The sequence below is a fragment of the Ruegeria sp. C5 genome, from assembly GCF_056537605.1.
Genome location: NZ_JBQFRX010000001.1, coordinates 95,380 through 117,528 on the forward strand (window position 1 = coordinate 95,380; position 22,149 = coordinate 117,528).

A 22,149-nucleotide genomic window follows, 5' to 3' on the forward strand; every position below is an offset into this window, starting at 1 on the left:
ACCGACTTATGCGCAAGCTGTTTGGAACCGACGGGGTGCGGGGCACCGCCAACACGCACCCTATGACGGCGGAAATGGCTTTGCGGATTGGCGCGGCTGTGGGGCGGTATTTCCGCCGCGATGCCTCAGGCGTACATCGCGTTGTCATTGGCAAGGATACGCGGCTGTCGGGCTATATGCTGGAAAATGCGCTGACGGCAGGTTTGACCTCGACCGGTATGAACGTGCTTCTGCTGGGGCCGGTGCCGACTCCTGCGGTAGGGTTGATGACGCGCTCGATGCGCGCGGATCTGGGCGTGATGATCTCGGCTAGCCACAATCCGGCGATCGACAATGGAATTAAATTCTTTGGGCCGGACGGGTTCAAGCTGTCCGATCAGGCCGAGATTGAGATCGAGCGGCTGATCGAAGAAGGCGTAAGCCCCGCACAGGCGCAGAATATTGGTCGTGCGCGTCGGGTCGACGATGCGCGGTTCCGTTATGGCGAGCGTGTGAAATCATCGCTGCCGCGCAATCTGCGCTTGGATGGGCTGAAGGTTGTGATCGACTGCGCCAACGGTGCCGCGCACCGTACTGCGCCGGAAGTTCTTTGGGAGTTGGGAGCAGATGTGATCCCGGTCGGCATCGCGCCGAACGGCAAGAACATCAACCTCGGATGTGGCTCAACCCAGCCTCGTGTTGCGGCCGAAACCGTGGTTTCACATGGCGCCGATGTAGGTATCTGTCTGGATGGGGATGCCGACCGCGTCGTTGTGATCGACGAAACTGGCGCTGTCGCCGATGGGGATCAGTTGATGGCTCTGTTGGCGACCGCGTGGTCCCGCGCGGATCAGTTGAAAGGCGGCGCCTTGGTGGCCACTGTGATGTCGAACCTCGGGTTGGAGCGGCACCTGGCCGGGCAGGGGCTGCGTCTGGAGCGGACCGCCGTTGGCGACCGCTATGTGGTTGAACGGATGCGCGAGGGTGGTTTCAATCTTGGTGGAGAACAATCAGGTCACATCGTGATGAGCGATTATGCCACAACCGGCGACGGTCTGATGGCGGGGCTGCATTTTCTGGCAGAGATGGTGCAATCCGGCAAGAAAGCCTCGGACCTATCGCGCCAGTTTGAGACGGTGCCGCAATTGCTGAAGAATGTGCGCTTTAGCGCGGGGCAGGCCCCGCTGGAAGCGGCCAGCGTCAAAAGCGCGATTTCCGAGGCCGAGGCGCGTCTGAATGGGCAGGGGCGTTTGCTGATCCGCAAATCGGGCACGGAACCTCTGATCCGGGTGATGGCGGAATGCGAGGATGCCGCACTGCTGACCCAAGTGGTCGATGGGATCGTATCCGAGGTTGAGGCGGCGACAGGTTAACGCCCCAGTAGCATTTTCTGCAGAGTGAACCACTGGCTGATTGCCAGCCCGGTTAGGATCATGGCAAGCGCGATATAGAACCGCAGCGGCAGGGCTTCGGATAGAATCCAGGCCCCGAACACCATCGACCAAACGGGCACCTGATAGTTCACCAGCGTCAGAAAGACGGACCCGGCGCTGCGGGTGATGGATACTCGCAGCAGGGTGGCGAAGGCCGTGGGGACAAGGCCCAGAACGATCAGGGCCAGACTGGGGCGCGTTCCCTGCCACGAGGGAAGCCCCTCGGTTAGCAGCATGATAGGTATCAATAGTACTGCGCCAACCAGCAGCGTCAGGGCTGCCAGAGCCATCGGTTCAATCGGAGGGCAGCGGCGGGTCAGGATCGACGAACTGGCGTAGCACAAGGCTGCCGTGACGCAGGCCATTTGCGCCAGTGGCTGCGTACCCTGACCCAATTGCGCCAGACCGGGCCCGATCAACACAAGCGCGCCAGAGAAGCCAAGGCAAACGCCGACCAGACGCCGTAGGTTCATAGGCTCATCCGAAAAGAAATGTGCCAGCGGCAGAACCATCAGCGGAATCGCCGCCATGGACAGACCCGCAAAGGCCGAAGGGACAAATTGTTGCCCCCAGCTTAACAGCATGAAGGGAACCGCCGTCGACAGAATGCCGATGAAGAAAATCGAACTCAAAAGGGCTGGTGTCAAACTCGGAATACGCCGTCCGGTAAGGCGCATCAGCACCAGCAGCATAACGGCACCCAATGTGGTGCGCGACGTCGCCACGGTGACCGGTCCATAGCCTTCCAGCGCCATGGCAACCACCATGAACGTCCCGCCCCAGATGAGGCCCAGCGTGAAAACACCGCTCCAATCCTGTTTTGTCGGTTGTTGAACCATTCCATCCACTTATCCCGCGAATCTGACGGTGTCACGCGCTGATATTGACATTAGGTAAGTCATTACTTACCGTAAGCTATGGCTTACAAAGAAGTGCTTTCGGCTTTAGGGGATTCGACCCGTCGCAAGGTATTTGAGGAGGTGGCGGAGCGCCCCAGGGCGGTTGGTGATCTGGCTGCGGATTTGCCCGTAAGCCGCCCGGCGGTCTCGCAACATTTAAAGGTCTTGTCCGATGCCGGACTTGTCGTTTGCAGGGCTGAGGGAACGCGCCGCATCTATGCCGCCCGACCCGAGGGGCTGGCAGAACTGCGCGCCTGGCTCGAGCAATACTGGTCGGACGTGTTGGAGAGTTTCGCCGCCGAGGTAAACGAAGGACGAGATGCATGATCGAACCAATCATCAAGACCATTGTTGTGAACGCAGCGCCCGAGCACGCCTTTGATGTTTTTGTAAATCGCATTGCCAAATGGTGGCCATTGGATGGGCACGCTGTCTCAGCGGCGCAAGGCAAGCCTGCGCTGGCAGTTGTGATCGAACCTCATGTCGGCGGTGCGGTTTATGAAACCATGTTCGATGGCACCCGCGCTGATTGGGGCAAAGTGTTGATCTTCGAACAGGGGGCTCGCCTGGCCTTCAGCTGGCACCCCGGCACCAACACCGACCGCCCCACGCGGGTTGAGGTCCGGTTCGCAGCCCACGGAGCCGGGCAGACCATGGTCACTCTGACCCATTCGGGCTGGGAAGTCTGGACATCTGAGGCGTCGGACAAACGCACCGGTTACGACAGTGGCTGGGATTATGTTCTGGGCGAATGCTACGCAAATGCTGTCACCAAATGAAAAGGGCGGCCACCGGGGCCGCCCTTTCGCTGACAATTGTCAGACTTAGTTCTTTTCTTTGTCGACCATTTTGCCAGCCGAGATCCAGGGCATCATGGCGCGCAGTTTTGCACCGGTTTCCTCGATCATGTGCTCATCGTTCGCACGGCGCGACGCTTTGATGGTCGGTTGGCCTACAGCGTTCTCCAGCATGAAGTCACGGACGAATTTACCCTGCTGGATGTCGTTCAGAACCTCTTTCATACGCGCTTTGGTCTCGTCGTATTTCAAAATACGCGGGCCGGTGACGTACTGGCCATATTCAGCCGTGTTCGAGATCGAATAATCCATGTTGGCGATGCCGCCTTCATAGATCAGGTCAACGATCAGCTTCACTTCGTGCAGACACTCGAAATATGCCATCTCGGGCGCGTAGCCGGCCTCAACCAGCGTTTCAAAGCCGCAGCGGATCAGTTCAACCAGACCGCCGCACAGAACAGCCTGCTCACCGAACAGGTCGGTTTCGCATTCCTCGCGGAAGTTGGTTTCGATGATGCCCGAACGGCCGCCACCGATGGCCGAACAGTAAGACAGACCGATTTCCAGCGCTTTGCCGGTCGCGTCGTTGTCGACCGCGACGAGGCAAGGAACGCCGCCGCCTTTGGTGTATTCGCCGCGCACGGTGTGGCCGGGGCCTTTGGGGGCCATCATGATCACGTCGACGCCTTCTTTCGGCTCGATCAGGCCAAAATGGACGTTCAGGCCGTGGGCGAACGCGATGGCCGCACCTGGCTTGATGTTGTCGTGCACGTATTTCTTGTACGTCTCAGCCTGCAGTTCGTCAGGCATGGTGAACATGATGACGTCGCACCAGGCTGCGGCTTCGGCGATGCCCATCACCTGCAGGCCTTCTGCTTCGGCTTTCTTGGCCGAGGGGGAGCCTTCGCGCAGGGCGATGACCAGGTTCTTGGCGCCCGAGTCGCGCAGGTTCAGCGCGTGGGCGTGGCCCTGGCTGCCATAGCCCAGAATGGCCACTTTTTTGTCTTTGATCAGGTTGATGTCGCAATCGCGATCGTAATAGACGCGCATTTCGCCGGTCCTTTCAGTTTCGATTGATGTGCTTCTATCTTGCGTGATTGCTATTGGCGATAGGGTTTGGATTGGGTATTTGACAAATAGATGAAGAATAATTCTTCTATTGAACGAAATGTGAAAAAATCATGCTTGATGATGTTGATCGACGTATACTGCGCCACTTCCAGGCCGAGCCAAGCCTGACAACGGCAGAATTGGCTGAGCGATGCCGCATCACTTCGGGCGTCTGCTGGCGCCGGATCGAAAAGATGCAGGCGGCAGGAGTGATCGAGGGGCAGGAAGCCGTTATCGACTGGGCCGCCTTGGGCTATGCGGTCGAGGTCTCTTTGCGGATCACGCTGGACAAGACGCAGGCACGGGCGTTCGACGAATTCACGGCGGCGGCGCGGAACGTGGCCGAGGTGATCGAGATCCAGACCTTCCTTGGTCGGGTAGATGTGCGCCTATCGGTGTTGGCGCGAGATATGGCGCATTATCAACAGGTCTATCGCGATCGCATTCTGACTCTCCCGCATATTGCCGATATCGAAGCCCTTATGCATATCGCACGGGTCAAGCGGGACGAGGTGCTGCCGGTATGATCGAACTGGATGAGATCGACCGCAGAATTCTGCGCGCGCTGGTGCAGGACGCGACCCAAAGCGCGGGGGCTCTGGGGCGCCGCTTTGGCTTATCGCAGCCTGCGACCTGGCGGCGTATTCGTCGACTGGAAGAAGCAGGCGTGATCAAGGGGCGGCGGCTGCGTCTGAATGCCGAGGCCCTGGGTTTTGGAGTGACCGTCTTTCTCGGCGTGAAACTTGCGCGAAAAGGGCAGGTCAGCCTTGAAGATTTTGAACGTGCCGTCAGCGCCATTCCCGAGGTGCAGACGGTTGAGCATGTGCTGGGTCTTTATGATTATCGCTTGCGCGTCGTGGCGCGGGATCTGGCAGACTTCGAACGGGTTCTGCGCCGAAGGGTGATGACCTTACCAGGGGCCGGAGAGGTCGAAGCCAATGTACTGCTGAGCGAGGAACGCCTGCCCGGGCCGATCGGTTAGTATTTAGTGCGGATGCGGAACCCCGGATGATGGGTCATGCGGGCGAAAGTCATCGGTTGCCCGTCCTTCCACGTGGTCCGTTCCAGCTGAATCATCGAAGTGCCAGTGGTTGTGCCCATGAAATCAGCTAGACGATTGTCCGCCGAGATCGCGCAAAAGGCGATTTCAGCTTCGGTGAACGGGGCAGCATTCAACAACCATTCGTGTGGGCCACTTTTGTTGAGGTCGGCTTGCTCGACCTCGGGTACGGCTTCTATATTGATCCAGCGTTCTTCAAGCTGGAAGGGGCGGTTGTCTGCATAGTGCATGCAGATCACGTGCAGAACGCGCGCGTCCGGTTCGACATTCAGTTGCGAGGTCAGCCAGCCGGGGCTGTAGACCACGTTCCGTTCCACCAGAGCATAGCGATAGGCTGAGTTTTGGTTCTCAACCGCTTGTCTCGCAAGTGAAATTTCAAGCTTGGCTTGTTTGCGTGGTTCTTTCTTGACCCGCGTTCCGCTTTTGCGCTTGCGCTCGACAAAGCCCTGTTCGGCGAGCTCCCTCAGCGCCCGGTTCACTGTGGCGCGGGCACAATTGAACTCTTCCGCTAGTTGGGTTTCGGTGGGTAAAAGCGAGCCCTGAGGCCATATGCGGGATTCAATCCGCCGCTTTACCTCGTCTCGAACGACTTGAAAACTAATCCGCTTTTGCGCAGTCACGAGTAAAATTATCCGTTCTTGTTCAAAGTGTGTGTATCTGTTCAGAAACACGCTAGGGTGTAAAGGGGACCTGACTCTGGTTGGCGTCATTTCTGCTAATTGTGGCATGTAAAAACTCAAAATGAAATTTTTGGCTGTGGGTTACTTTGGGTCAACTTCAGGCCGCGTTTGACGCTTTACCGAGCGCGCAAGACAAGGCAGAACAAAAAGGACCCAATAGAAAGGATGCGTCATGCCGGCACTACTGAATACTGTTGACCCGGGCGGGCTGGAGGAGTTCTCGGTGGTTTTTACCGACCGTTCTCTGAACCATATGTCTGCAAGTTTTCAGCAAGTCATGCGCGATATTTCGGCAATGCTGCGTGAAGTTTACAATGCTGAGGGCGTTGCGGTCATTCCTGGCGGAGGCACCTATGGGATGGAAGCTGTCGCGCGACAGTTTGCGCGGGGTGCTGATGTGCTTGTCGTACGCAATGGGTGGTTTTCATATCGGTGGAGCCAGATCATCGAGTCAGGTGATCTGACATCGTCGACCACCGTTCTCAAAGCGCGCGAAACCGGCAATTCCAGCCCGTCACCTTTTGCTCCGGCCCCGATTGATGAAGTTGTGGCAACAATCCATGAGAAACGACCGGGTATTGTCTTCGCGCCGCATGTTGAGACCTCGGCCGGAGTGATTCTGCCTGATGATTTTGTGACAGCGATGGCCGCTGCTGCGCATGAGGTGGGGGCGTTGATGGTGCTGGACTGCATCGCCTCGGGCTGTGCCTGGGTCAATATGAAGGCCACCGGAGTGGATGTGCTGATCTCGGCTCCGCAGAAGGGGTGGAGCGCAACGCCATGCGCCGGTATTGTCATGCTATCCGAACGCGCCGAGGCGCGGCTGGCAGAAACCTCATCCGATAGCTTTGCGATAGATTTGAAGAAATGGCGCCAGATCATGCAGGCCTACGAGAATGGAGGCCATGCCTATCACGCCACCATGCCGACGGATTCTCTGCTTTCCTTCCGCGACACAATGGCCGAGACGCGCGCGTACGGCTTCGAAAAGCTGCGCACGGCGCAATGGGCGCTGGGTGATGGCGTCCGGGCCTATCTTAGGGACAAGGGCGTCATGTCGGTTGCCGCCGAAGGGTTCGGCGCGCCGGGTGTGGTGGTCAGCTATACAGCAGACCCCGAAGTGCAGAACGGCAAGAAGTTCGCGGCCCTGGGCATGCAGATCGCAGCGGGTGTGCCGCTGCAATGTGACGAACCCGAAGGGTTCAGCACCTTCCGTCTCGGCCTGTTTGGCTTGGACAAGCTGTATGATGTTGACGACACGATTGCGCGCCTGAAACGGGTTCTGGATCAGGTGCTGTAATAGCGTGGCGGGTAGAAGCCCGCCCTGCGGTTCAGCGGACGCCGAGGCCCATTTGCATGAGCGTCTTTCGCACGGGTGGTAGGGAATAGAGCGCATTCAGCCCCATCGCTCGTGCGTCGCGCAGCGGACGCGCTTCGATCATCGAGGCGCGGTTCAGCAGGTCGATGCCCTTGACGCGCAGTTCGATCTCGGTATGGCGGGCCTTGTGATAGGAATCCAGCATCTGCGCATCGCCTAAGCCCTCGGGCCGGGCTTGCGTCAATTCCAGCAAGCAGCGCAGATCGCCCAACGACATGTTCAGCCCCTGCGCACCAATAGGTGGCACCACATGCGCGGCCTCGGCCATCAGCGCGATGCGTTCACCCGACAACCGTTCCGCCGACTGGCTGATGATCGGCCAGATCGTCCGGCGTGAGGCCAATTTCAGCGGTCCAAACAGCCCGCAAGAGCGTTCGGTCATGGCGGCTTCGAACGCGTCGGATTCAAGGTTTAGCAGTTCAACGGCACGTGGCCCACGCTCCATCCAGACAATCGCCGAGGACGGTTGGCCTTGCCAATCGGGCAGGGGGACCAATGTGAACGGCCCGCCCGAGCGGTGAATCTCGGTCGAGACATTGTCGTGCGGGATAGGATGTGTGACGGCGAAGGCGAGGGCCTTTTGGCCGTAGCGCGTGGTATGAACATTGATCCCGGCAGCTTCGCGCATTGGTGAACTGCGCCCGTCAGCGGCGATTACCAATTTGCAGCGGATGCGGGTTCCGTCGCTCAGGCCGACCCGCGCTTCATTGGTGCGGGTGAACAGGCTGACCGTGCCGGTGCCCGGGCGGAAATCGACATTCGGCAGTTCGGCCAGTCGCGCCACCATCTCGCGGCGCAGCAGCCAGTTGGGCAGGTTCCATCCGAATGGCTGGTCCGAGATATCGGCGGCGTTGAAATCACGCACGACGCGCGGTTCGGGCACATCGCCACCCGCATCCACGATGCGCATGATCTGCAGGGGCGCTGCGTGGGCATCCAGTTTGGCCCAAAGCCCGCATTGTTCCAACAGACCGTGGGCAGGCTGCAAAAAAGCGGTGGTACGCAGATCCGATCCGTCCACATCCCGCTCGGTGATCGGAGGGGTGGGATCGACGCAGACTACGTCGAACCCGGCAGCGCCAAAGGCGGCGGCGGCGGTCAATCCGGCGATTCCGCCGCCGGAAATCAGGATGTCACAGCTGTCAGTCATGAGTATGTCTCCGTTGCCGCAGACACTAGTGCTGTTGCGCGGTGGGCGCCAAGTGACATCCTGTCTCGTGCTTTATCCCCGAGAGATCAAAATCAGGACAAGGAACATCGTCGGCACCAGCATCAGGGCAGGAATATAAAGACCCGGCAGGCCGAACAGAAGGATGGAACAGCCCCACATGCTGACCAGCGCCGCGGCTGTATAATAAAGGTCTTCAGCTTCGGCATTGGCCGCGTCCCGGGCCATCCAGCCAAACACGGGAATTGCGAACAAAAGGCGCTGCCAAAGAGGCAGGCGCTGTGGCATCTCAAGCGCGGTCATTGGGGTCTCCGATTCTGTTCGTCGCTGAGCTGCATATGGGGTCAATTCTGCAACTGCGAAACGAACAGATCGTCGCAGTGTGACAGCCTATCGCAGGCGACCCAGAAACCCGGTCAGATCATCGGTGTGATGGTGAATATGGTCAGCCTCGTGCGGGTCAGGCGCGACGTGCACGGTACGCATTCCCATCTCGTGCGGGGCGGCCAGATTGCGTGGATCATCTTCGAACATGGCGGCTTTCGCGGTATCGATTCCATCCTGCGCAAAGATCGCCTCGAACGCGGCTTTTTGCGGCTTGGGGCGATAGCCTGCGTGTTCTACGCCATAGATCGCGTCGAACAGCCCATTCAGACCGCGTGCCGCCAGAACGCGCTCAGCATAAGGTGCAGATCCATTGGTATAGACAATGCGTCGCCCGGGCAAAGCGCGGATATGTTCCGCCAGCGCAACATCGGGTTCCATATGGCTCATGTCCACCTGATGCACGGCGTACAGATAGGGATCGGGGTCCAGATCGTGCTCTGCCATCAGGCCCGCGAGTGTCGTGCCGTACTCGCGCCAGTAATGTGAACGCAACCGGTCGGCCTCGGGGCGGTCGACGCCGATAGCTTGCACGACGTAATCCGTCATCAGCACTTCGATCTGATCGAACAGGCGCATATGCGGCGGGTAAAGCGTATTGTCTAGATCGAACACCCATTGGGTGACATGGGAAAAGGCAGGTTTGACCATGGTTTGGGTTTAGGGCGATGGGCTGCGGTTTTCAATGCCGCACTTGATCGGGGGGGCGTGTGGCGGCTAGACAGGTCCGAACGAGGAGACAATTCAGCCGATGCCCCAATCCAAACAGTCCAATACGGACGCCTATAGCCTTATTCTCGAAGCGATAGACGTCGGTGTCTACAAGCCTGGTGATCGGCTGGTGGAAAGCGAACTGGCCGAGCGGTTTGGCGTTTCGCGTACTCCGATCCGCGAGGCGCTGCAGCGGCTTGAAACGCAGTCGTTGCTGGAACGGGACGGGCGGTCGTTGATCGTGGCCTCATTGGACCACAACCAGATGGCCGAGCTTTATGTTGTCCGGCGTGAATTGGAAGGGCTGGCCGCACGACTGGCCGCAAAACACGCAACCGAAGAGGAAATTCGGGTCCTTCGGGACATGGTGATGGCCGATAATGAGTTGATCGGAGATCCTGTTGCGCTGTCGCGGGCCAACCGGAGATTTCACGAACAGATTCACCTGGCTTCGCATAACCGCTATCTGGTGCAGCAGCTTGATCTGGTGCATCGGACCATGGCCTTGATGGCGACCACATCGCTGGCCGCAGAAGGGCGTGGCGAGATTGCGCAGAGCGAGCACAAAGGCATCGTGGACGCGATTGCGGCGCGAGACGAGGACGCGGCGGCCAAGGCGTTGCAGGATCACATTTCGGTCGCCTTCATGACGCGGCTGAAACAGGATGCGATCCGGCGCGAGAAATAACGGCCTCACGTTCCTCGACCGCATGGCCGTGCTGGGTCTTGTCCCAGAAGAACGGATTGACCGCCAGTTCCCACAGGCCTTTGTAGGCCGCCAACACGCCCAGCGGATAGTAAAGCACCATGGTCGGCACCCAGGGTAGCAGGAACCTGCGTTTGCCTGCGATGACACCGAAGATACCCACCAATAGGTTGGCGGCTTCGGCGACGAGAAACAGAACCACGCAGGCAGTCAATAAACCGGGTGTCAGGATTGGTTGATACAGGTGGGGCAGCCCGAAAAAGATGGGCCAGAACGCCCACAAAAGCGGGGCCAGAAGGAATTGGCCCAGTGTTCCCAGAAAAAAGGCCTGTAAGCCCAAAAAGCGCAGCAACCCCAGATCGCGCAGCAATTGGCGTGGTGCGCGCATATGCACCAGATAGGTGACCATGAACCCTTTCAGCCAACGCGAACGCTGCTTGACCCATGGCCAGGCGCGAAAGTTCGCCTCTTCATAGGTCGTGGTGCTGACGATCTCGGTCCGATATCCGGCACGGCTTAGGCGGACACCCAGATCGGCATCTTCGGTGACATTATGGGCATCCCAACCGCCCAGTTCGACCAGCTTGTCGCGGCGAAAAAAGAAGGTTGTGCCGCCCAGCGGAACGACCAGACCAATTCGCGCGATGCCTTTCAGGACGACGCGAAACCAGCCGCTGTATTCGATGCTAAAACAGCGCGACCGCCAATTGGTGCGCGGATTATAGTAGTCTAGAATACCTTGCAGGCACACCACTTCCTTTGGGGCGTTCGCGAAATGGCGGACAACGGTTTCAATCTGATCGGATTGCGGCGCGTCTTCGGCATCCCAAACGCCCAAAATCTCTCCACGGCAGAAATCCAGCGCATAGTTCATCGCACGGGGCTTGGTGGTCAGGTCACCCCGATCCGGCACAACAATGGCGCGCATCCAGGTTGGCAGTTCTATTTGCCTGAGCGCCTCATTGGTTACGTCATCCCGCTCTTCCAGCACCAAAATGACATCCAGCAACGCTTTGGGATAGGTCAGGCGGCGCAGCCGGGCGATCAGGTCATCGGCAATCTCGCGTTCCTTATATAGCGGCACAAGGATCGAGACGCGGGGTAGGCGAAGTGACTCAGAGGTCTTTGTTGTTGGCTCAGATTTTTCTCGCCACAGATAAGCAATGAGCCCCGAGAGCCTGAGAGACAAGAACAGTCCTAGGGTCAGCAGTGCAAAGCCCAAAAGAAGGCCGAGGCCAACTATCGGGAAACAAACACAGAGTGCCGCGAACAGGATAAATCCAATGATCGGCCCACGGCGCGTCTGGGCCGACCAATTCCTGCAGCTTTGCCGCGCCTCAACGCGAGTTTCTGCAGCTTGTGCCAGCGGTTGAGCATATTGACGGGCGATGGCGGCATCGATCTGCTCGGGTCCTGCCAGAACCGGGATGATTGTGTAACGGTGGCGTTTCAATGCGTCTGCCACTGCGTCGAACGTATCTGGCCTGGCTGTAGCGATCAGCAGGATTGGCCCCACACGCATCCAGGGCAGTACATTGTGCTCCAACCAAAACTCGACCGGTTCGAGCAAACAGAGGTCTGCGGCAGGTGGTACCTGCGCAAGATCGGCGATCTGAAGGCCGGTTTGGTCAGACAGCGCCGAGAGAACCTGCGCACGGCTGGCCCATCCTTCACTGACCAGTATTTCCCCCAATGGCGCGTTCTGGAATACTTGCATCCGCAGGGCGCGCGCCAACTGGTCGGGTGTGATGATGCCTTGTTCGACGAGACATGTGCCGAGCGGTTTGCGCGAATGCGGCCCGGGCACAGGCTGCGCCAGTGTCTGACGCTGGAGATTCAATTCGACCATAACGAAACCCTGCCGCATGTAACATCCGGCAGGGTTGCTTAGTCAGAGTTAACACACGGTTAACGCTGTTGAATTCGCCTTTAAGCTTGTGCTTTTTGATCCGCCATCGCCGCGGCAAAGCGTTCGAACAGGTAGAAACTGTCCTGCGGGCCGGGTGACGCTTCTGGATGATGCTGCACCGAATAAACCGGGCGACCCGTCATGCGGATGCCGCAGTTCGAGCCGTCAAACAGAGAGCGATGCGTTTCGACTACGCCATCGGGCAGTGTTTCCGCGTCCACGGCGAAGCCGTGGTTCATCGAGGTGATCTCGACCTTGCCGGTTTCCATATCCTTGACCGGATGATTGGCACCATGGTGGCCGTGGTTCATCTTGATCGTCTGCCCGCCAAGCGCCAGTGCCAGCATCTGATGGCCTAGGCAAATGCCAAAGACGGGCAGATTTGTTGTATCCAGCACTTCCTTTATCATCGGAACAGCATATTCGCCGGTAGCCGCCGGATCGCCGGGTCCGTTTGACAGGAACACTCCGTCCGGCTTGTGTGCCAGCACCTCCGCAGCCGTTGCGGTGGCGGGCAATACGGTTACGTCGCAACCCGCCGAGGCGAGGCAGCGCAAGATGTTGCGCTTGGCACCATAGTCGATCGCGACCACCTTGTGCATCGGAGCTTCCTGACGCTGGTAGCCATCGGGCCAAGCCCAACGCATCTCATCCCAGCGATAGCTTTGGGCGCAGGTGACTTCTTTGGCCAGATCCATCCCTTCGAGACCCGCAAAACTACGCGCTGCAGCAATCAGGGCTTCGATATCGAAGTTTCCCTCGGGATCATGAGCTAGCGCCACGTGCGGTGCGCCTTGCTGGCGGATCGCGCGGGTCAGGCGGCGGGTATCGACGCCGCCGATTGCGATGCGACCACGGCGGGCTAACCAGCTTTTTAGCTCTTCTGTCGCGCGCCAATTCGACGGCTCGGTCGGGTCCCATTTGACCACCATCCCGGCTGCCACCGGGTCGCCGGTTTCGTCATCTTCGGGATTCACTCCGACATTGCCGATATGCGGGAAAGTGAAGGTCACGATCTGGCCCGCATAAGAAGGATCGGTCATGATCTCTTGATAGCCCGTCATGGCGGTGTTGAAACACAACTCGGCCTCGGTTTGACCGGTTGCGCCGAAGCCCACACCGTAAAACAGGGTTCCATCGGCCAACGCCAGACATGCGGTGGGCTTGGACGGGGCGTTCTGGGCCATGGCGCGACTCTCCTGCAAGGTAAACGGGCGCATAACTAAGTGGGTTATACGCTAGGGTCAAGTCTGTTCAAATTTTGGGCTATTGTTAAAAATCAATGAGTTACAATTAATGTCCACTGTTGTACCAACCTTTTTGTTTCGATATGGTCAGGGTTCCTTTGCCATGGGGATGGACAGACCATATGGATATGCGATCACGGGTGAACTCTGCCCTGAAGCAAGCTATGAAAGACAAAGCCGCCGAGCGTCTTTCGACACTGCGCCTGATCAATGCGGCGATCAAGGATCGTGATATTGCTTCGCGCGCCTCTGACAATGAAGAGACCAAGGGCTGCGGCGATGCTGAAGTGCTTGAAATTCTGGGTAAAATGACCAAGCAGCGCAAGGAAAGCGCACGCGCCTATGAAGAGGGCGGACGCCTTGATTTGGCCGAGCGGGAACTGCGCGAGGTTGAGGTGATTGAGGAATTCCTGCCCAAACAGCTGGACGACGACGAAGTTAGCAAGGCCATTCAGACCGCCATCACGTCTACTGGGGCGGGCTCAATCCGCGATATGGGCAAGGTGATGGGCGAGTTGAAGTCGCGCTATACCGGTCAGATGGATTTCGGCAAAGTAGGACCGATGGTCAAAGATCATCTTTGCGCTAACTCCAACGGCGCTTAATCACGTCGATTTGCGCAGTTTCTGACTCAGATCATCAAACAGCGCGATCCGCTCGTCCTCGGACAGGAACGCGCCGATCTCAACTTCGCGCCCATCGCCGATCAGCGTTACGTAGTGGGGTACCGGACCACCGCTGGTGTGCATTTCGGGACGGGCCCAATAGCGGTTGCAGGTCCATTCCTGATCGCCCTTGTCTGGGTGGTGGTGCACAAGGTGGGCTTGCGTCTGGCCTAAGGTCAGAACCTCGAACACGCTGCGCGCGCGATAGTTTGTCTGGATTGCCAACCAGAGGCCCAGAACCGTCAGCAGCAGGAACGGCAGCAGACCCCACAGGACGATCGAACCCAACATCGCCAGCAGCGGGATCAGTCCGAGCAGGAACACCGACAAGATGACGGTCATTGCACCACGTGGTGGCAAGGAGTTGTGCGGCCAAAGCCGCAGTTCCTGTTCAGCGTCCGAGTTTTCTGTCCATTGATAAGGCATGGCGAGAACCTAGCTCAGACCGGCGCAATGTCGAAGCAAAAATCAGTCAGACAACGTGGCCGACGCGGACCCACGACAGGGCATCGTCAAGCCGGTCATCACCCCAGAACACTTCGTCGCGGACAACAAAGCTGGGTGCGCCGAAAACCCCCAGTTTGATGGCCTTGTTTGTCTCGTCCTCCAAGGCTGCAACAGCGTCCGGGCTGCGGGCACGGGCAAGCATCAGGCGTGGATCTTGTTGGCACCGAAGCAGGGCTTCGGAAATGGCGCTTTCGCTACCGGCTTCAATCCCGTCCTCGAACCAGATCCGATAAAGATTTTGCGTGAACCCGGCGCCCCAGCCGTCCTGCATGCCCAGCAAAGCCACCTGATTTGCCAGCGCCAGGTCAGAAATTGGATAGGGGGCGGGAAGTTTGGCGTGGATGTGATATTTCGCAGCGCGCCGCTCAATATCGCGCCACATATAGGCCGACTTCACCGGTTTGCCAGCGAAGGGAATATTTTGCTGTTCCGACATCACCGTGCGCACGTTGAAGGGGCGCCAGGTTACTGTCGCATCGTTTTCTTCGCACCAGCCATCCAGGCGCGTGATGGTCAGAAAACTGTAAGTGCTGCCGATTGAATACCAAAAGTCGATCTCGGGCATAGCAAGGCTCCTGTCAAAAGGGGCTTTGCCAACCAGAATACCGCAAAACGGAGGTTTTTTCGATCTTTGCCCAATTTAAGTGGTCAAAGTAGCGCTTTATCGATGGGTTCTGTCGGCTGAGGGGCAGTGCCGCAGGAAGTCATCTGGCGCAGGTCGATTTCGATCATGCGGCAGATGGACGAGATCGGAACATCGGTTACGTCGCCTTCGAACGGGTCCTCCATCGAGGCGCTGACCCGTTCAGTCACGAAGAAAATCCAGCAAACCAACGCTCCGATCGGAGCAAAGACTGCCCAGTCAAGCAGAACGGATTTTGTTACCGAGTAGCCCATGCCAGCGGTGATCGAGCGTTGGTCATTCAACGCCAGCGGTAACATGAAGATAAAAATATAGCTGAAGATGCGTCCGACCTCGGCGACCTGCCGTGGGAAGGGGGTATTCTTGATACGTTCGCTTTGGCCTTGCGCGTCTGCAAACCGTGCTAGCCGGTTCATCAGCGCCACATGCCAATAGGGGTCGATCTTGCCGGATTGCGCCAGTGATGAAAGCCGCTCACCCTGAAGAAACAACAGGTACGCGGCACGGTTGGATTTCCCTTCGAGCAGAGGCAAATCAGCCGCCAGTTGGGTATCGCGCCAGCATTCGGGTTCCTGATGCAGCGCGATTTTGTCCACGACCGGTTTGTGTCCGAACATCCACGGGCGGCGGGCACGTCCATGCGTAGCGGGCTGGCGCAGCTGAAATGCCAGCATGTTGAGCCAAGCGATATGACGTTCCAGCAATTCACGCCGTATCTCGGGCGCAAGCGGCGTGCCGTCAGCCTGAACCAGATTGCTGATCGTGTTGCCCCAATCGCGACTGGCGTTGACGATGTCCCCCCAGATCTTGCGGGCCTCAACCCAGCGGCCATAGGCCGAGGTGTTCTTGAAACCCAGAAAAAATGCCACTGCCAAACCCAGCATCGTGACCGGTGGGCTGGAGTTCGAGATCAACTCAAGCGGAGTAACTTCATCCACTAGTTCAAGCAGGAGTATCCAGGCCATGACGATGCAAATGAACCCGGCAGAGCCTTTGACCAGTTGCCGAAGTGTGATGCCGTGATGGAGAATCATGTGGCGCGCACCCGTCTTAGATTATGCTGTTTTCGCAAATACTAGCGGCCTGATCTTTGGTGCGTCTACGTGTTGGGTGCAGCAAGTTGCGGACTGGGGGCATAAAAAACACAAAGCCCCGCACGGGGCGGGGCTTTGCTGAGTTTGGTTTGGATGGCGGGATTAGTGCGCGTGGCCCTTGTCCCAGTCTTCCTGCTTGGGCAGCTGCTCGAACGTGTGTTCAGGCGGCGGCGTGGGCAGGGTCCATTCCAACGTATCCGCGTATTCGTTCCACGGGTTCGGACGTGTCTCTTTCGCACCACGCAGCAGGGCGTAGATCACGATGCCGAAGAACAGCAGGAACGAGGCGAACGAGATGAACGCACCAATCGACGAAACGAAGTTCCACTGAGCAAACGCTTCAGGGTAGTCGATATAGCGGCGTGGCATGCCCTGACGGCCCAGGAAGTGCTGCGGGAAGAAGGTCAGGTTGGCGCCGATGAAGAACAGCCAGAAGTGAACCTTGCCCCAGAACTCGGAATACTGACGGCCCGTCATCTTCGAGAAGTAGAAGTACACGCCAGCGAAGATCGCGAAGACGGCACCCAAGCTCATCACGTAGTGGAAGTGCGCAACGACGTAATAGGTGTCGTGATAGGCACGGTCCACGCCGGCCTGCGACAGCACAACGCCGGTCACACCACCAACGGTGAACAGGAACAGGAAGCCGAAGGCGAACAGCATCGGGGTTTTGAACTCGATCGAGCCGCCCCACATGGTCGCGATCCACGAGAAGACCTTAACGCCGGTCGGAACCGCGATGACCATCGTGGCCAGCATGAAGTAGGCCTGCTGGCGCAGCGACATGCCAACTGTGTACATGTGATGCGCCCATACGACGAAGCCCAGCACACCGATCGCGATGATCGCCCAGACCATCGGCAGGTAGCCGAAGATTGGTTTACGCGCGAAGGTCGCGATCACGTGGCTGATGATGCCAAAGCCGGGCAGGATCACAATGTACACTTCCGGGTGGCCAAAGAACCAAAGGATGTGCTGATACAGGATCGGATCGCCGCCACCGGCCGGATCAAAGAAGGTGAAGCCGAAGTTGCGGTCCATCAGCAGCATGGTGATCGCGCCTGCCAGAACCGGCAGCGACAGCAGAATCAGCCACGAAGTGACGAAGATCGACCAGCTGAACAGAGGCACCTTGAACAGTGTCATTCCCGGGGCACGCATATTGAGGAAGGTGGTAATCATGTTGATCGCGCCGAGGATCGAGGAGGCGCCCGATACGTGCACGGCGAAGATCGCAAGGTCCATGGACATGCCGCCTTCGGTCGTCGACAGCGGTGGATACAGAACCCAGCCTACACCTGAACCAAGCTGGTCATTACCACCGGGGCTGAGCAGCGAGGCGACGCCCAGCGAGGTGCCAGCGACATACAGCCAGAAGGACAGGTTGTTCATCCGCGGGAACGCCATGTCCGGCGCGCCGATCTGCAACGGCATGAAATAGTTGCCAAATCCGCCGAACAGGGCGGGGATGACCACGAAGAACATCATCAGAACACCGTGATAGGTGATCATCACGTTCCAGAGGTGACCGTTGGGGGTACATGGATCGGCCATGAAACCTTCGAGGCACATATACTGAACACCGGGGTGCATCAGTTCGAGCCGCATATAGACAGTCATCAGAACCGAGATCAGACCGGCAAGGGCCGAAAAGACCAGGTAGAGAATCCCGATGTCCTTGTGGTTGGTCGACATGAACCAGCGGGTGAAAAAGCCGCGCTGATCTTCATGCTCGTGACCATGAATGGCTGCGTCTGCCATTAGGTGCCTCCTGTTGCAACTGTACCGCGCAGTCGGACCTCTCCAACGCGCGGGATTCCTGCTGGTTTTAGATTGCGAAGGGGCGACCTTCAATGGTCGAGTTTGATCTGGATCAAGATTAATTGTCGCGGGCAGACTGTGCTGCGCGATAATCTGACCTCGGATGCCAGGGATTTGGGGATTCAGTCCGCGATTACAAGTGGTGACGGGGAAACCCGCTTGACCCGCATCAAGCGGCGGCTCAGAACAACGGGTAAGTCCAACACCGGAGGCCTGTAATGACCGCTTATGATCCCGAAAATGTCTTTGCCAAGATCCTGCGCGGAGAAATCCCGTCAAACCGTGTGTATGAAGACGACGACACCGTCGCGCTGATGGATATCATGCCCCGGGCGGACGGGCACTTGTTGGTGATCCCCAAAACCCCCTGTCGCAACATGCTGGATGCAACGCCCGAGCAACTGGCAGCGGTGATGGCGACGGTACAGAAGATGGCTCACGCTGTGAAAGAAGCGTTTGGCGCAGATGGCGTCACCGTTCAGCAATTCAATGAGGCCGCAGGCGGGCAAGAGGTATTTCACCTGCATGTGCATGTATTGCCGCGCCACGAGGGCGTCTCGATACGCCCGCCCGGTAAAATGGGCGATTTTGACCTGATTGCTCAACACGCCGACAAGATCCGCGCGGCACTGACCTGATCCACCTTCGAAGCGAGCTGTCGCAGGCGACGTGATCACCAAACGCATGGAGCACGACACTTGCGTAATCGCGCTGCCCGTCGCAGACCTGAGGAATACGGATCAGTCTTGTTCCATTCATTTCATGCGTGCGATCCGGACTCGTAAAACATCAGGCTGCTGTCCGGCGATTTCATTAGCCCGGTTCAAGTTTTTCCATTTGCACTTTCGAGCGTGAGCAAAGCCTCTAATTAGGCCAGCGGGTGGCCAGATCTTGGCCATGGCGTACACATTGCAACCGCCGCAGCGCGGTTTCGTCATAGCGGCGCCGATTACCCGCAGTAGGTTCGAACGGCGGTAGACGTCCAGAACCGGATCGTAGGTGCTTTGAATCCAGTGCGAAATGAGGGAGCCCCGATTGCATTCATTTTCGAAAACACCCCCTTGAACCTCTAGTCACTAGAGGAATTATGTAGCATGGTGATTCAGTAAATAGGACACACTAAAATGGCTCATCAGCATTCCCACAAAGGGCACAGCCACACGCATGTTGATCCGCAGGCCGGAGATGCGCGCGTTGCCTGGGCCATCGCGGTCAATATGTTCTTGACGCTGGCACAGATTGTGGGCGGGGTTATTTCAGGTTCGCTCGCCTTGATTGCGGACGCCTTGCACAACCTGTCAGATGCGATTGCGCTGGTCATCGCATTCTTTGCCCGTAAGATCGCTCGTCGACCCGCAAACGCGCGTATGAGTTTCGGGTATGGCCGGGCCGAGGTTGTAGCGGCGCTGGTTAACTACACAACACTGATCGTTCTGTCGGTCTATCTGCTGTACGAAGGCGTAATGCGGTTTGTCGAGCCCGAGCCGGTTAATGGCTGGATCGTTGTCTGGATCGCTGGGATCGCATTGGTCGTCGACCTTGTCACCGCTATGCTGACCTATTCCATGTCCAAGGACAGCATGAATATTCGTGCGGCATTCCTGCACAATGTGGCCGATGCATTGGGGTCCGTCGCCGTGATTGTCGCAGGTACCGCTGTAATTGTCTTCAACTGGACTTGGGTCGACCCAGCGGTCACCATCATGATCTCACTTTACATCCTTTGGCACGTCAAATCCGAGATCGGTGAAACCATACGCGTTCTGATGTTGGGCGCGCCAACAGAATTGGATCCGGAAGAGGTCGCCACAGCCATTGAAGGCGTATCGGGCGTGGCAGGAGTTCACCACATCCATCTGTGGAGCATGCAGGAGCGTGAGCCCGCGCTGTCGGCGCATCTGGTCATCAAACCCGACGCACAAGATAGTGCCGAGGATATCCGGGTGATGGTCAAGCAGGTTCTGCAGAACAAGTTTGGGCTTGGCCATGTTACGCTTGAAATCGAAGCCAGCGGGCACGCTTGCGTCGGATCAACCCGATTTGGGCATCAACAGATTTAGGGGCCTAAAACGAGAATTGCCGTTCCGATATGGGGTCGGAACGGCAGACTCGTAACCAAACACTTTCACGGATTTCGCAGGGCAGCCCTGAGATCACCGGTTAACACACCACTCACTCATGAACGGTCATTACATACTATGTGGTCAGATGGCGTTTGTAAGGAGAGGATGTGAAGAATCCCTGAATTTGAGGCGAATTGAGACCATTCAAAGGAATTTTCTGAATGATTTTCGAAACAGAGTGCCCCAAATTCTAGCATTGTCTTTTGCGTATTCTGGCCAGATCTGTCCGAATACGTGGAATCACCTATGAACTAGGCGCCTTCGGTGGCGAATACCTCATCAAAGGTCTTTTTTAGCGCAACATCGACGTCATCCATGGTCACCGGCAACCCAAGATCGACCAGTGAGGTCACCCCGTGTTCCTGAATTCCGCAGGGCACGATACCGGTGAAATGTGACAGGTCCGGCTCGACATTGATTGAGATGCCGTGAAAGCTGATCCATTTCCGCAGGCGAATGCCGATGGCCGCGATCTTGTCCTCGGCTGGCTGGCCGGTGATCGTCAGCGGCTTGTCTTGCCGTTGCACCCAGACGCCCACGCGGCCGTCGCGGATCTCACCGGTGACATTGAACTCGGCCAGAGCCGCAATCACCCATGCCTCAAGCTGCTGCACAAAGCGGCGCACATCATGACCGCGTTTGCCCACATCAAGCATGACGTAAACAACGCGCTGACCGGGGCCGTGATAGGTGTACTGTCCACCGCGCTTGCTTTCATAGACCGGAAAGCGATCCGGATCGGTCAGATCTTCTCGCTTGGCAGAAGTCCCAGCGGTATAAAGCGGAGGGTGTTCCAACAGCCAAATGCATTCGTCCGCCTCACCCGCTGCAATCGCAGCAACGCGCGCCTCCATGAAGGCAGTGGCCTCGTCGTAGTCGATCAGCCCGTCGGTAGTCTTCCATTCCATGCTCGTTCCTTAGACCGTCTGCGGGGCAGGGGGAAGGGGTCAGGCGGCCTCGGCCAGGCAGCGTTGCAGGACCTGCGCATAAGTGTCCGTGCCCTGTGCGCCGGTCAGCAGATATTTCCCTCCAAACACCATCGAAGGCACGCCCGAGATGCCTCGGCTGGTCCAGAAATCTTGTTTTTCACGCACCGGTTGGGCATGCGCACCTGATTCAAGTGCGGTTCGCGCCGCCTCCGGGTTGAGCCCGGCCGCCTCGACTGCGCCCATCAACACCTCGACGTCAGAGACATCCTGTTGCTTGGTGAAATAGGTTTCGAACAGGGTCAGTTTCAGCGGATGCTGACGCCCCTGTTTTTCCGCCCAGTCAAGCAGTTGATGCGCGGCAAAGGTGTTCACGATTCTGCTGTCATCAGTGAAATTGAAGGTGAACCCAAGTTCAGTGCCCAACGCAGTCAACCGCTCGCGCGCCTGCTGGCTTTGTTCGGGCGTCGAGCCATATTTCTCGGCAATATGCTCCCTCAGATTCTGTCCCTCTGGCCCCATGTTGGGGTTCAGTTCGAACGGATGCCAGCGCAATCGGGCCAGCACATTCTCTTGCTTCAGTGCGGCATCGAGTTGACGAAAGCCGACAATACACCACGGACAGACCACATCCGAGACGACATCAATCTGCACTGTAGGGCGGGGATCGGGCGAGGGCATGGCTGCTCCAGATTGCATTGTATCGCGGTTAGATATGGCTAAAGCACGTGATTTCAATCGGCTGTTTTTTGCCTCTTCACATCGCGCGGCTCAGCGTCTATACGCCCCTCTACCAAGTCATTGGCAGTGCGGTCGTGGCGGAATTGGTAGACGCGCAGCGTTGAGGTCGCTGTGGGGTAACACCCGTGGAAGTTCGAGTCTTCTCGACCGCACCAACATCCTGAGATC

General features: G+C 57.9%; 24 protein-coding genes and 1 tRNA gene. 11 read left to right on the forward strand and 14 right to left on the reverse strand.

Annotated features, from left to right (window positions below):
• Positions 1–8 precede the first annotated feature (8 nt).
• Complete coding sequence (gene glmM / locus ACR0AW_RS00515) at positions 9–1,352, forward strand: phosphoglucosamine mutase (RefSeq protein WP_170393497.1); 1,344 nt, start codon at positions 9–11, stop codon at positions 1,350–1,352.
• Here the strand turns inward: glmM and ACR0AW_RS00520 are convergent.
• Positions 1,349–2,251, reverse strand: a complete 903-nt coding sequence (locus tag ACR0AW_RS00520) for a DMT family transporter (protein ID WP_170405007.1) — start codon at positions 2,249–2,251, stop codon at positions 1,349–1,351. The genes glmM and ACR0AW_RS00520 overlap by 4 nt on opposite strands.
• Before the next feature lie 78 nt (positions 2,252–2,329).
• Here ACR0AW_RS00520 and ACR0AW_RS00525 point away from each other — a divergent pair, with 78 nt between their 5' ends.
• Together ACR0AW_RS00525 and ACR0AW_RS00530 are read left to right on the forward strand one after the other, a co-directional pair.
• Positions 2,330–2,638, forward strand: a complete 309-nt coding sequence (locus ACR0AW_RS00525; RefSeq protein WP_170731886.1) for a metalloregulator ArsR/SmtB family transcription factor — start codon at positions 2,330–2,332, stop codon at positions 2,636–2,638.
• Positions 2,635–3,090 (forward strand): SRPBCC family protein, encoded by a 456-nt coding sequence (locus ACR0AW_RS00530; RefSeq protein ID WP_170610148.1) that lies wholly within the window; start codon positions 2,635–2,637, stop codon positions 3,088–3,090. The genes ACR0AW_RS00525 and ACR0AW_RS00530 overlap by 4 nt, the downstream gene beginning before the upstream one ends.
• A 45-nt stretch (positions 3,091–3,135) precedes the next feature.
• Here ACR0AW_RS00530 and ilvC read toward each other — a convergent pair whose 3' ends face one another.
• A complete protein-coding gene (gene ilvC, locus ACR0AW_RS00535; RefSeq protein ID WP_170393489.1) occupies positions 3,136–4,158 on the reverse strand; it encodes a ketol-acid reductoisomerase in 1,023 nt (340 codons plus the stop codon).
• A gap of 131 nt (positions 4,159–4,289) precedes the next feature.
• Here ilvC and ACR0AW_RS00540 point away from each other — a divergent pair, with 131 nt between their 5' ends.
• Together ACR0AW_RS00540 and ACR0AW_RS00545 are read left to right on the forward strand one after the other, a co-directional pair.
• Entirely contained in the window at positions 4,290–4,745 is a 456-nt protein-coding gene (locus tag ACR0AW_RS00540; protein WP_170393487.1) for an Lrp/AsnC family transcriptional regulator, read from the forward strand.
• Positions 4,742–5,200, forward strand: a complete 459-nt coding sequence (locus ACR0AW_RS00545; RefSeq protein WP_170393485.1) for an Lrp/AsnC family transcriptional regulator — start codon at positions 4,742–4,744, stop codon at positions 5,198–5,200. Before ACR0AW_RS00540 ends, ACR0AW_RS00545 begins: the two co-directional genes overlap by 4 nt.
• Here the strand turns inward: ACR0AW_RS00545 and ACR0AW_RS00550 are convergent.
• Positions 5,197–5,898 carry a GntR family transcriptional regulator gene (locus tag ACR0AW_RS00550; protein ID WP_170393483.1) on the reverse strand — a complete coding sequence of 234 codons (702 nt, stop codon included), beginning with the start codon at positions 5,896–5,898 and terminating at the stop codon, positions 5,197–5,199. The two genes, ACR0AW_RS00545 and ACR0AW_RS00550, sit on opposite strands and share 4 nt — an antisense overlap.
• Before the next feature lie 232 nt (positions 5,899–6,130).
• On the opposite strand from ACR0AW_RS00550, the gene ACR0AW_RS00555 reads away from it, so the two are divergent.
• The gene (locus tag ACR0AW_RS00555; protein WP_170731887.1) at positions 6,131–7,258 is read left to right on the forward strand and encodes an aminotransferase class V-fold PLP-dependent enzyme; all 1,128 of its coding nucleotides are present in this window, start codon (positions 6,131–6,133) and stop codon (positions 7,256–7,258) included.
• Between the two features lie 31 nt (positions 7,259–7,289).
• Here the strand turns inward: ACR0AW_RS00555 and ACR0AW_RS00560 are convergent, their stop codons facing one another.
• The 3 genes from ACR0AW_RS00560 to ACR0AW_RS00570 all read right to left on the reverse strand — a co-directional run bounded on the left by ACR0AW_RS00560 (position 7,290) and on the right by ACR0AW_RS00570 (position 9,539).
• Positions 7,290–8,486 carry a UbiH/UbiF family hydroxylase gene (locus ACR0AW_RS00560; RefSeq protein WP_170595989.1) on the reverse strand — a complete coding sequence of 399 codons (1,197 nt, stop codon included), beginning with the start codon at positions 8,484–8,486 and terminating at the stop codon, positions 7,290–7,292.
• Between the two features lie 72 nt (positions 8,487–8,558).
• On the reverse strand, positions 8,559–8,807 hold the full coding sequence (locus tag ACR0AW_RS00565) for a hypothetical protein (RefSeq protein ID WP_170405023.1): 249 nt from the start codon (positions 8,805–8,807) through the stop codon (positions 8,559–8,561).
• A gap of 87 nt (positions 8,808–8,894) precedes the next feature.
• Positions 8,895–9,539, reverse strand: a complete 645-nt coding sequence (locus ACR0AW_RS00570; RefSeq protein WP_170635565.1) for a pyrimidine 5'-nucleotidase — start codon at positions 9,537–9,539, stop codon at positions 8,895–8,897.
• 100 nt (positions 9,540–9,639) lie between these two features.
• On the opposite strand from ACR0AW_RS00570, the gene ACR0AW_RS00575 reads away from it, so the two are divergent.
• Positions 9,640–10,287 carry a GntR family transcriptional regulator gene (locus ACR0AW_RS00575; RefSeq protein ID WP_170731888.1) on the forward strand — a complete coding sequence of 216 codons (648 nt, stop codon included), beginning with the start codon at positions 9,640–9,642 and terminating at the stop codon, positions 10,285–10,287.
• Here ACR0AW_RS00575 and ACR0AW_RS00580 read toward each other — a convergent pair.
• Entirely contained in the window at positions 10,244–12,172 is a 1,929-nt protein-coding gene (locus ACR0AW_RS00580; protein ID WP_480438428.1) for a glycosyltransferase family 2 protein, read from the reverse strand. The two genes, ACR0AW_RS00575 and ACR0AW_RS00580, sit on opposite strands and share 44 nt — an antisense overlap.
• 62 nt (positions 12,173–12,234) lie before the next feature.
• Positions 12,235–13,401, reverse strand: coding sequence for a glutamine-hydrolyzing carbamoyl-phosphate synthase small subunit (gene carA / locus ACR0AW_RS00585; protein ID WP_170510981.1), 1,167 nt, complete (start codon positions 13,399–13,401; stop codon positions 12,235–12,237).
• Between the two features lie 182 nt (positions 13,402–13,583).
• Here carA and ACR0AW_RS00590 point away from each other — a divergent pair, with 182 nt between their 5' ends.
• Positions 13,584–14,066 carry a GatB/YqeY domain-containing protein gene (locus ACR0AW_RS00590; RefSeq protein ID WP_170393469.1) on the forward strand — a complete coding sequence of 161 codons (483 nt, stop codon included), beginning with the start codon at positions 13,584–13,586 and terminating at the stop codon, positions 14,064–14,066.
• Here ACR0AW_RS00590 and ACR0AW_RS00595 read toward each other — a convergent pair whose 3' ends face one another.
• From ACR0AW_RS00595 to ctaD, 4 genes are all read right to left on the reverse strand, one after another.
• Positions 14,067–14,552 (reverse strand): DUF2244 domain-containing protein, encoded by a 486-nt coding sequence (locus tag ACR0AW_RS00595; RefSeq protein WP_170731889.1) that lies wholly within the window; start codon positions 14,550–14,552, stop codon positions 14,067–14,069.
• A 46-nt stretch (positions 14,553–14,598) separates the two neighbouring features.
• Positions 14,599–15,198: a 2-hydroxychromene-2-carboxylate isomerase gene (locus ACR0AW_RS00600; RefSeq protein WP_170393465.1), complete on the reverse strand. Its 600-nt coding sequence runs from the start codon at positions 15,196–15,198 to the stop codon at positions 14,599–14,601.
• Positions 15,199–15,281: 83 nt separating this feature from the next.
• Positions 15,282–16,310, reverse strand: coding sequence for a bestrophin family protein (locus tag ACR0AW_RS00605; protein WP_170405037.1), 1,029 nt, complete (start codon positions 16,308–16,310; stop codon positions 15,282–15,284).
• 162 nt (positions 16,311–16,472) lie between these two features.
• Positions 16,473–18,131: a cytochrome c oxidase subunit I gene (ctaD, locus tag ACR0AW_RS00610; RefSeq protein WP_170393460.1), complete on the reverse strand. Its 1,659-nt coding sequence runs from the start codon at positions 18,129–18,131 to the stop codon at positions 16,473–16,475.
• Between the two features lie 278 nt (positions 18,132–18,409).
• Here ctaD and ACR0AW_RS00615 point away from each other — a divergent pair, with 278 nt between their 5' ends.
• Together ACR0AW_RS00615 and ACR0AW_RS00620 are read left to right on the forward strand one after the other, a co-directional pair.
• A complete protein-coding gene (locus tag ACR0AW_RS00615) occupies positions 18,410–18,829 on the forward strand; it encodes an HIT family protein (protein WP_170510549.1) in 420 nt (139 codons plus the stop codon).
• Between the two features lie 486 nt (positions 18,830–19,315).
• Positions 19,316–20,251: a cation diffusion facilitator family transporter gene (locus ACR0AW_RS00620; protein WP_480438433.1), complete on the forward strand. Its 936-nt coding sequence runs from the start codon at positions 19,316–19,318 to the stop codon at positions 20,249–20,251.
• 314 nt (positions 20,252–20,565) lie between these two features.
• On the opposite strand, the gene lipB is transcribed toward ACR0AW_RS00620, so the two are convergent.
• Together lipB and ACR0AW_RS00630 are read right to left on the reverse strand one after the other, a co-directional pair.
• Positions 20,566–21,222 carry a lipoyl(octanoyl) transferase LipB gene (lipB, locus tag ACR0AW_RS00625; protein ID WP_170393453.1) on the reverse strand — a complete coding sequence of 219 codons (657 nt, stop codon included), beginning with the start codon at positions 21,220–21,222 and terminating at the stop codon, positions 20,566–20,568.
• 39 nt (positions 21,223–21,261) lie between these two features.
• A complete protein-coding gene (locus tag ACR0AW_RS00630) occupies positions 21,262–21,921 on the reverse strand; it encodes a DsbA family oxidoreductase (RefSeq protein WP_170731890.1) in 660 nt (219 codons plus the stop codon).
• A 128-nt stretch (positions 21,922–22,049) separates the two neighbouring features.
• On the opposite strand from ACR0AW_RS00630, the gene ACR0AW_RS00635 reads away from it, so the two are divergent.
• Positions 22,050–22,136, forward strand: a tRNA-Leu gene (locus ACR0AW_RS00635).
• Positions 22,137–22,149 lie beyond the last annotated feature (13 nt).

What these genes read in the sequence shown, in the direction of transcription:
- ACR0AW_RS00520 (WP_170405007.1), bottom strand. Translation starts at nt 2,251, where the DNA reads ATGGTTCAACAACCGACAAAACAGGATTGGAGCGGTGTTTTCACGCTG.
- ACR0AW_RS00555 (WP_170731887.1), top strand. Translation starts at nt 6,131, where the DNA reads ATGCCGGCACTACTGAATACTGTTGACCCGGGCGGGCTGGAGGAGTTC.
- ACR0AW_RS00605 (WP_170405037.1), bottom strand. Translation starts at nt 16,310, where the DNA reads ATGATTCTCCATCACGGCATCACACTTCGGCAACTGGTCAAAGGCTCT.
- ACR0AW_RS00615 (WP_170510549.1), top strand. Translation starts at nt 18,410, where the DNA reads ATGACCGCTTATGATCCCGAAAATGTCTTTGCCAAGATCCTGCGCGGA.
- ACR0AW_RS00575 (WP_170731888.1), top strand. Translation starts at nt 9,640, where the DNA reads ATGCCCCAATCCAAACAGTCCAATACGGACGCCTATAGCCTTATTCTC.
- ACR0AW_RS00620 (WP_480438433.1), top strand. Translation starts at nt 19,316, where the DNA reads ATGGCTCATCAGCATTCCCACAAAGGGCACAGCCACACGCATGTTGAT.
- ACR0AW_RS00560 (WP_170595989.1), bottom strand. Translation starts at nt 8,486, where the DNA reads ATGACTGACAGCTGTGACATCCTGATTTCCGGCGGCGGAATCGCCGGA.
- ACR0AW_RS00540 (WP_170393487.1), top strand. Translation starts at nt 4,290, where the DNA reads ATGCTTGATGATGTTGATCGACGTATACTGCGCCACTTCCAGGCCGAG.
- ACR0AW_RS00590 (WP_170393469.1), top strand. Translation starts at nt 13,584, where the DNA reads ATGGATATGCGATCACGGGTGAACTCTGCCCTGAAGCAAGCTATGAAA.
- glmM (WP_170393497.1), top strand. Translation starts at nt 9, where the DNA reads ATGCGCAAGCTGTTTGGAACCGACGGGGTGCGGGGCACCGCCAACACG.
- ACR0AW_RS00570 (WP_170635565.1), bottom strand. Translation starts at nt 9,539, where the DNA reads ATGGTCAAACCTGCCTTTTCCCATGTCACCCAATGGGTGTTCGATCTA.
- lipB (WP_170393453.1), bottom strand. Translation starts at nt 21,222, where the DNA reads ATGGAATGGAAGACTACCGACGGGCTGATCGACTACGACGAGGCCACT.
- ACR0AW_RS00565 (WP_170405023.1), bottom strand. Translation starts at nt 8,807, where the DNA reads ATGACCGCGCTTGAGATGCCACAGCGCCTGCCTCTTTGGCAGCGCCTT.
- ACR0AW_RS00580 (WP_480438428.1), bottom strand. Translation starts at nt 12,172, where the DNA reads ATGCGGCAGGGTTTCGTTATGGTCGAATTGAATCTCCAGCGTCAGACA.
- ctaD (WP_170393460.1), bottom strand. Translation starts at nt 18,131, where the DNA reads ATGGCAGACGCAGCCATTCATGGTCACGAGCATGAAGATCAGCGCGGC.
- ACR0AW_RS00595 (WP_170731889.1), bottom strand. Translation starts at nt 14,552, where the DNA reads ATGCCTTATCAATGGACAGAAAACTCGGACGCTGAACAGGAACTGCGG.
- ACR0AW_RS00525 (WP_170731886.1), top strand. Translation starts at nt 2,330, where the DNA reads ATGGCTTACAAAGAAGTGCTTTCGGCTTTAGGGGATTCGACCCGTCGC.
- ACR0AW_RS00630 (WP_170731890.1), bottom strand. Translation starts at nt 21,921, where the DNA reads ATGCCCTCGCCCGATCCCCGCCCTACAGTGCAGATTGATGTCGTCTCG.
- carA (WP_170510981.1), bottom strand. Translation starts at nt 13,401, where the DNA reads ATGGCCCAGAACGCCCCGTCCAAGCCCACCGCATGTCTGGCGTTGGCC.
- ACR0AW_RS00545 (WP_170393485.1), top strand. Translation starts at nt 4,742, where the DNA reads ATGATCGAACTGGATGAGATCGACCGCAGAATTCTGCGCGCGCTGGTG.
- ilvC (WP_170393489.1), bottom strand. Translation starts at nt 4,158, where the DNA reads ATGCGCGTCTATTACGATCGCGATTGCGACATCAACCTGATCAAAGAC.
- ACR0AW_RS00530 (WP_170610148.1), top strand. Translation starts at nt 2,635, where the DNA reads ATGATCGAACCAATCATCAAGACCATTGTTGTGAACGCAGCGCCCGAG.
- ACR0AW_RS00600 (WP_170393465.1), bottom strand. Translation starts at nt 15,198, where the DNA reads ATGCCCGAGATCGACTTTTGGTATTCAATCGGCAGCACTTACAGTTTT.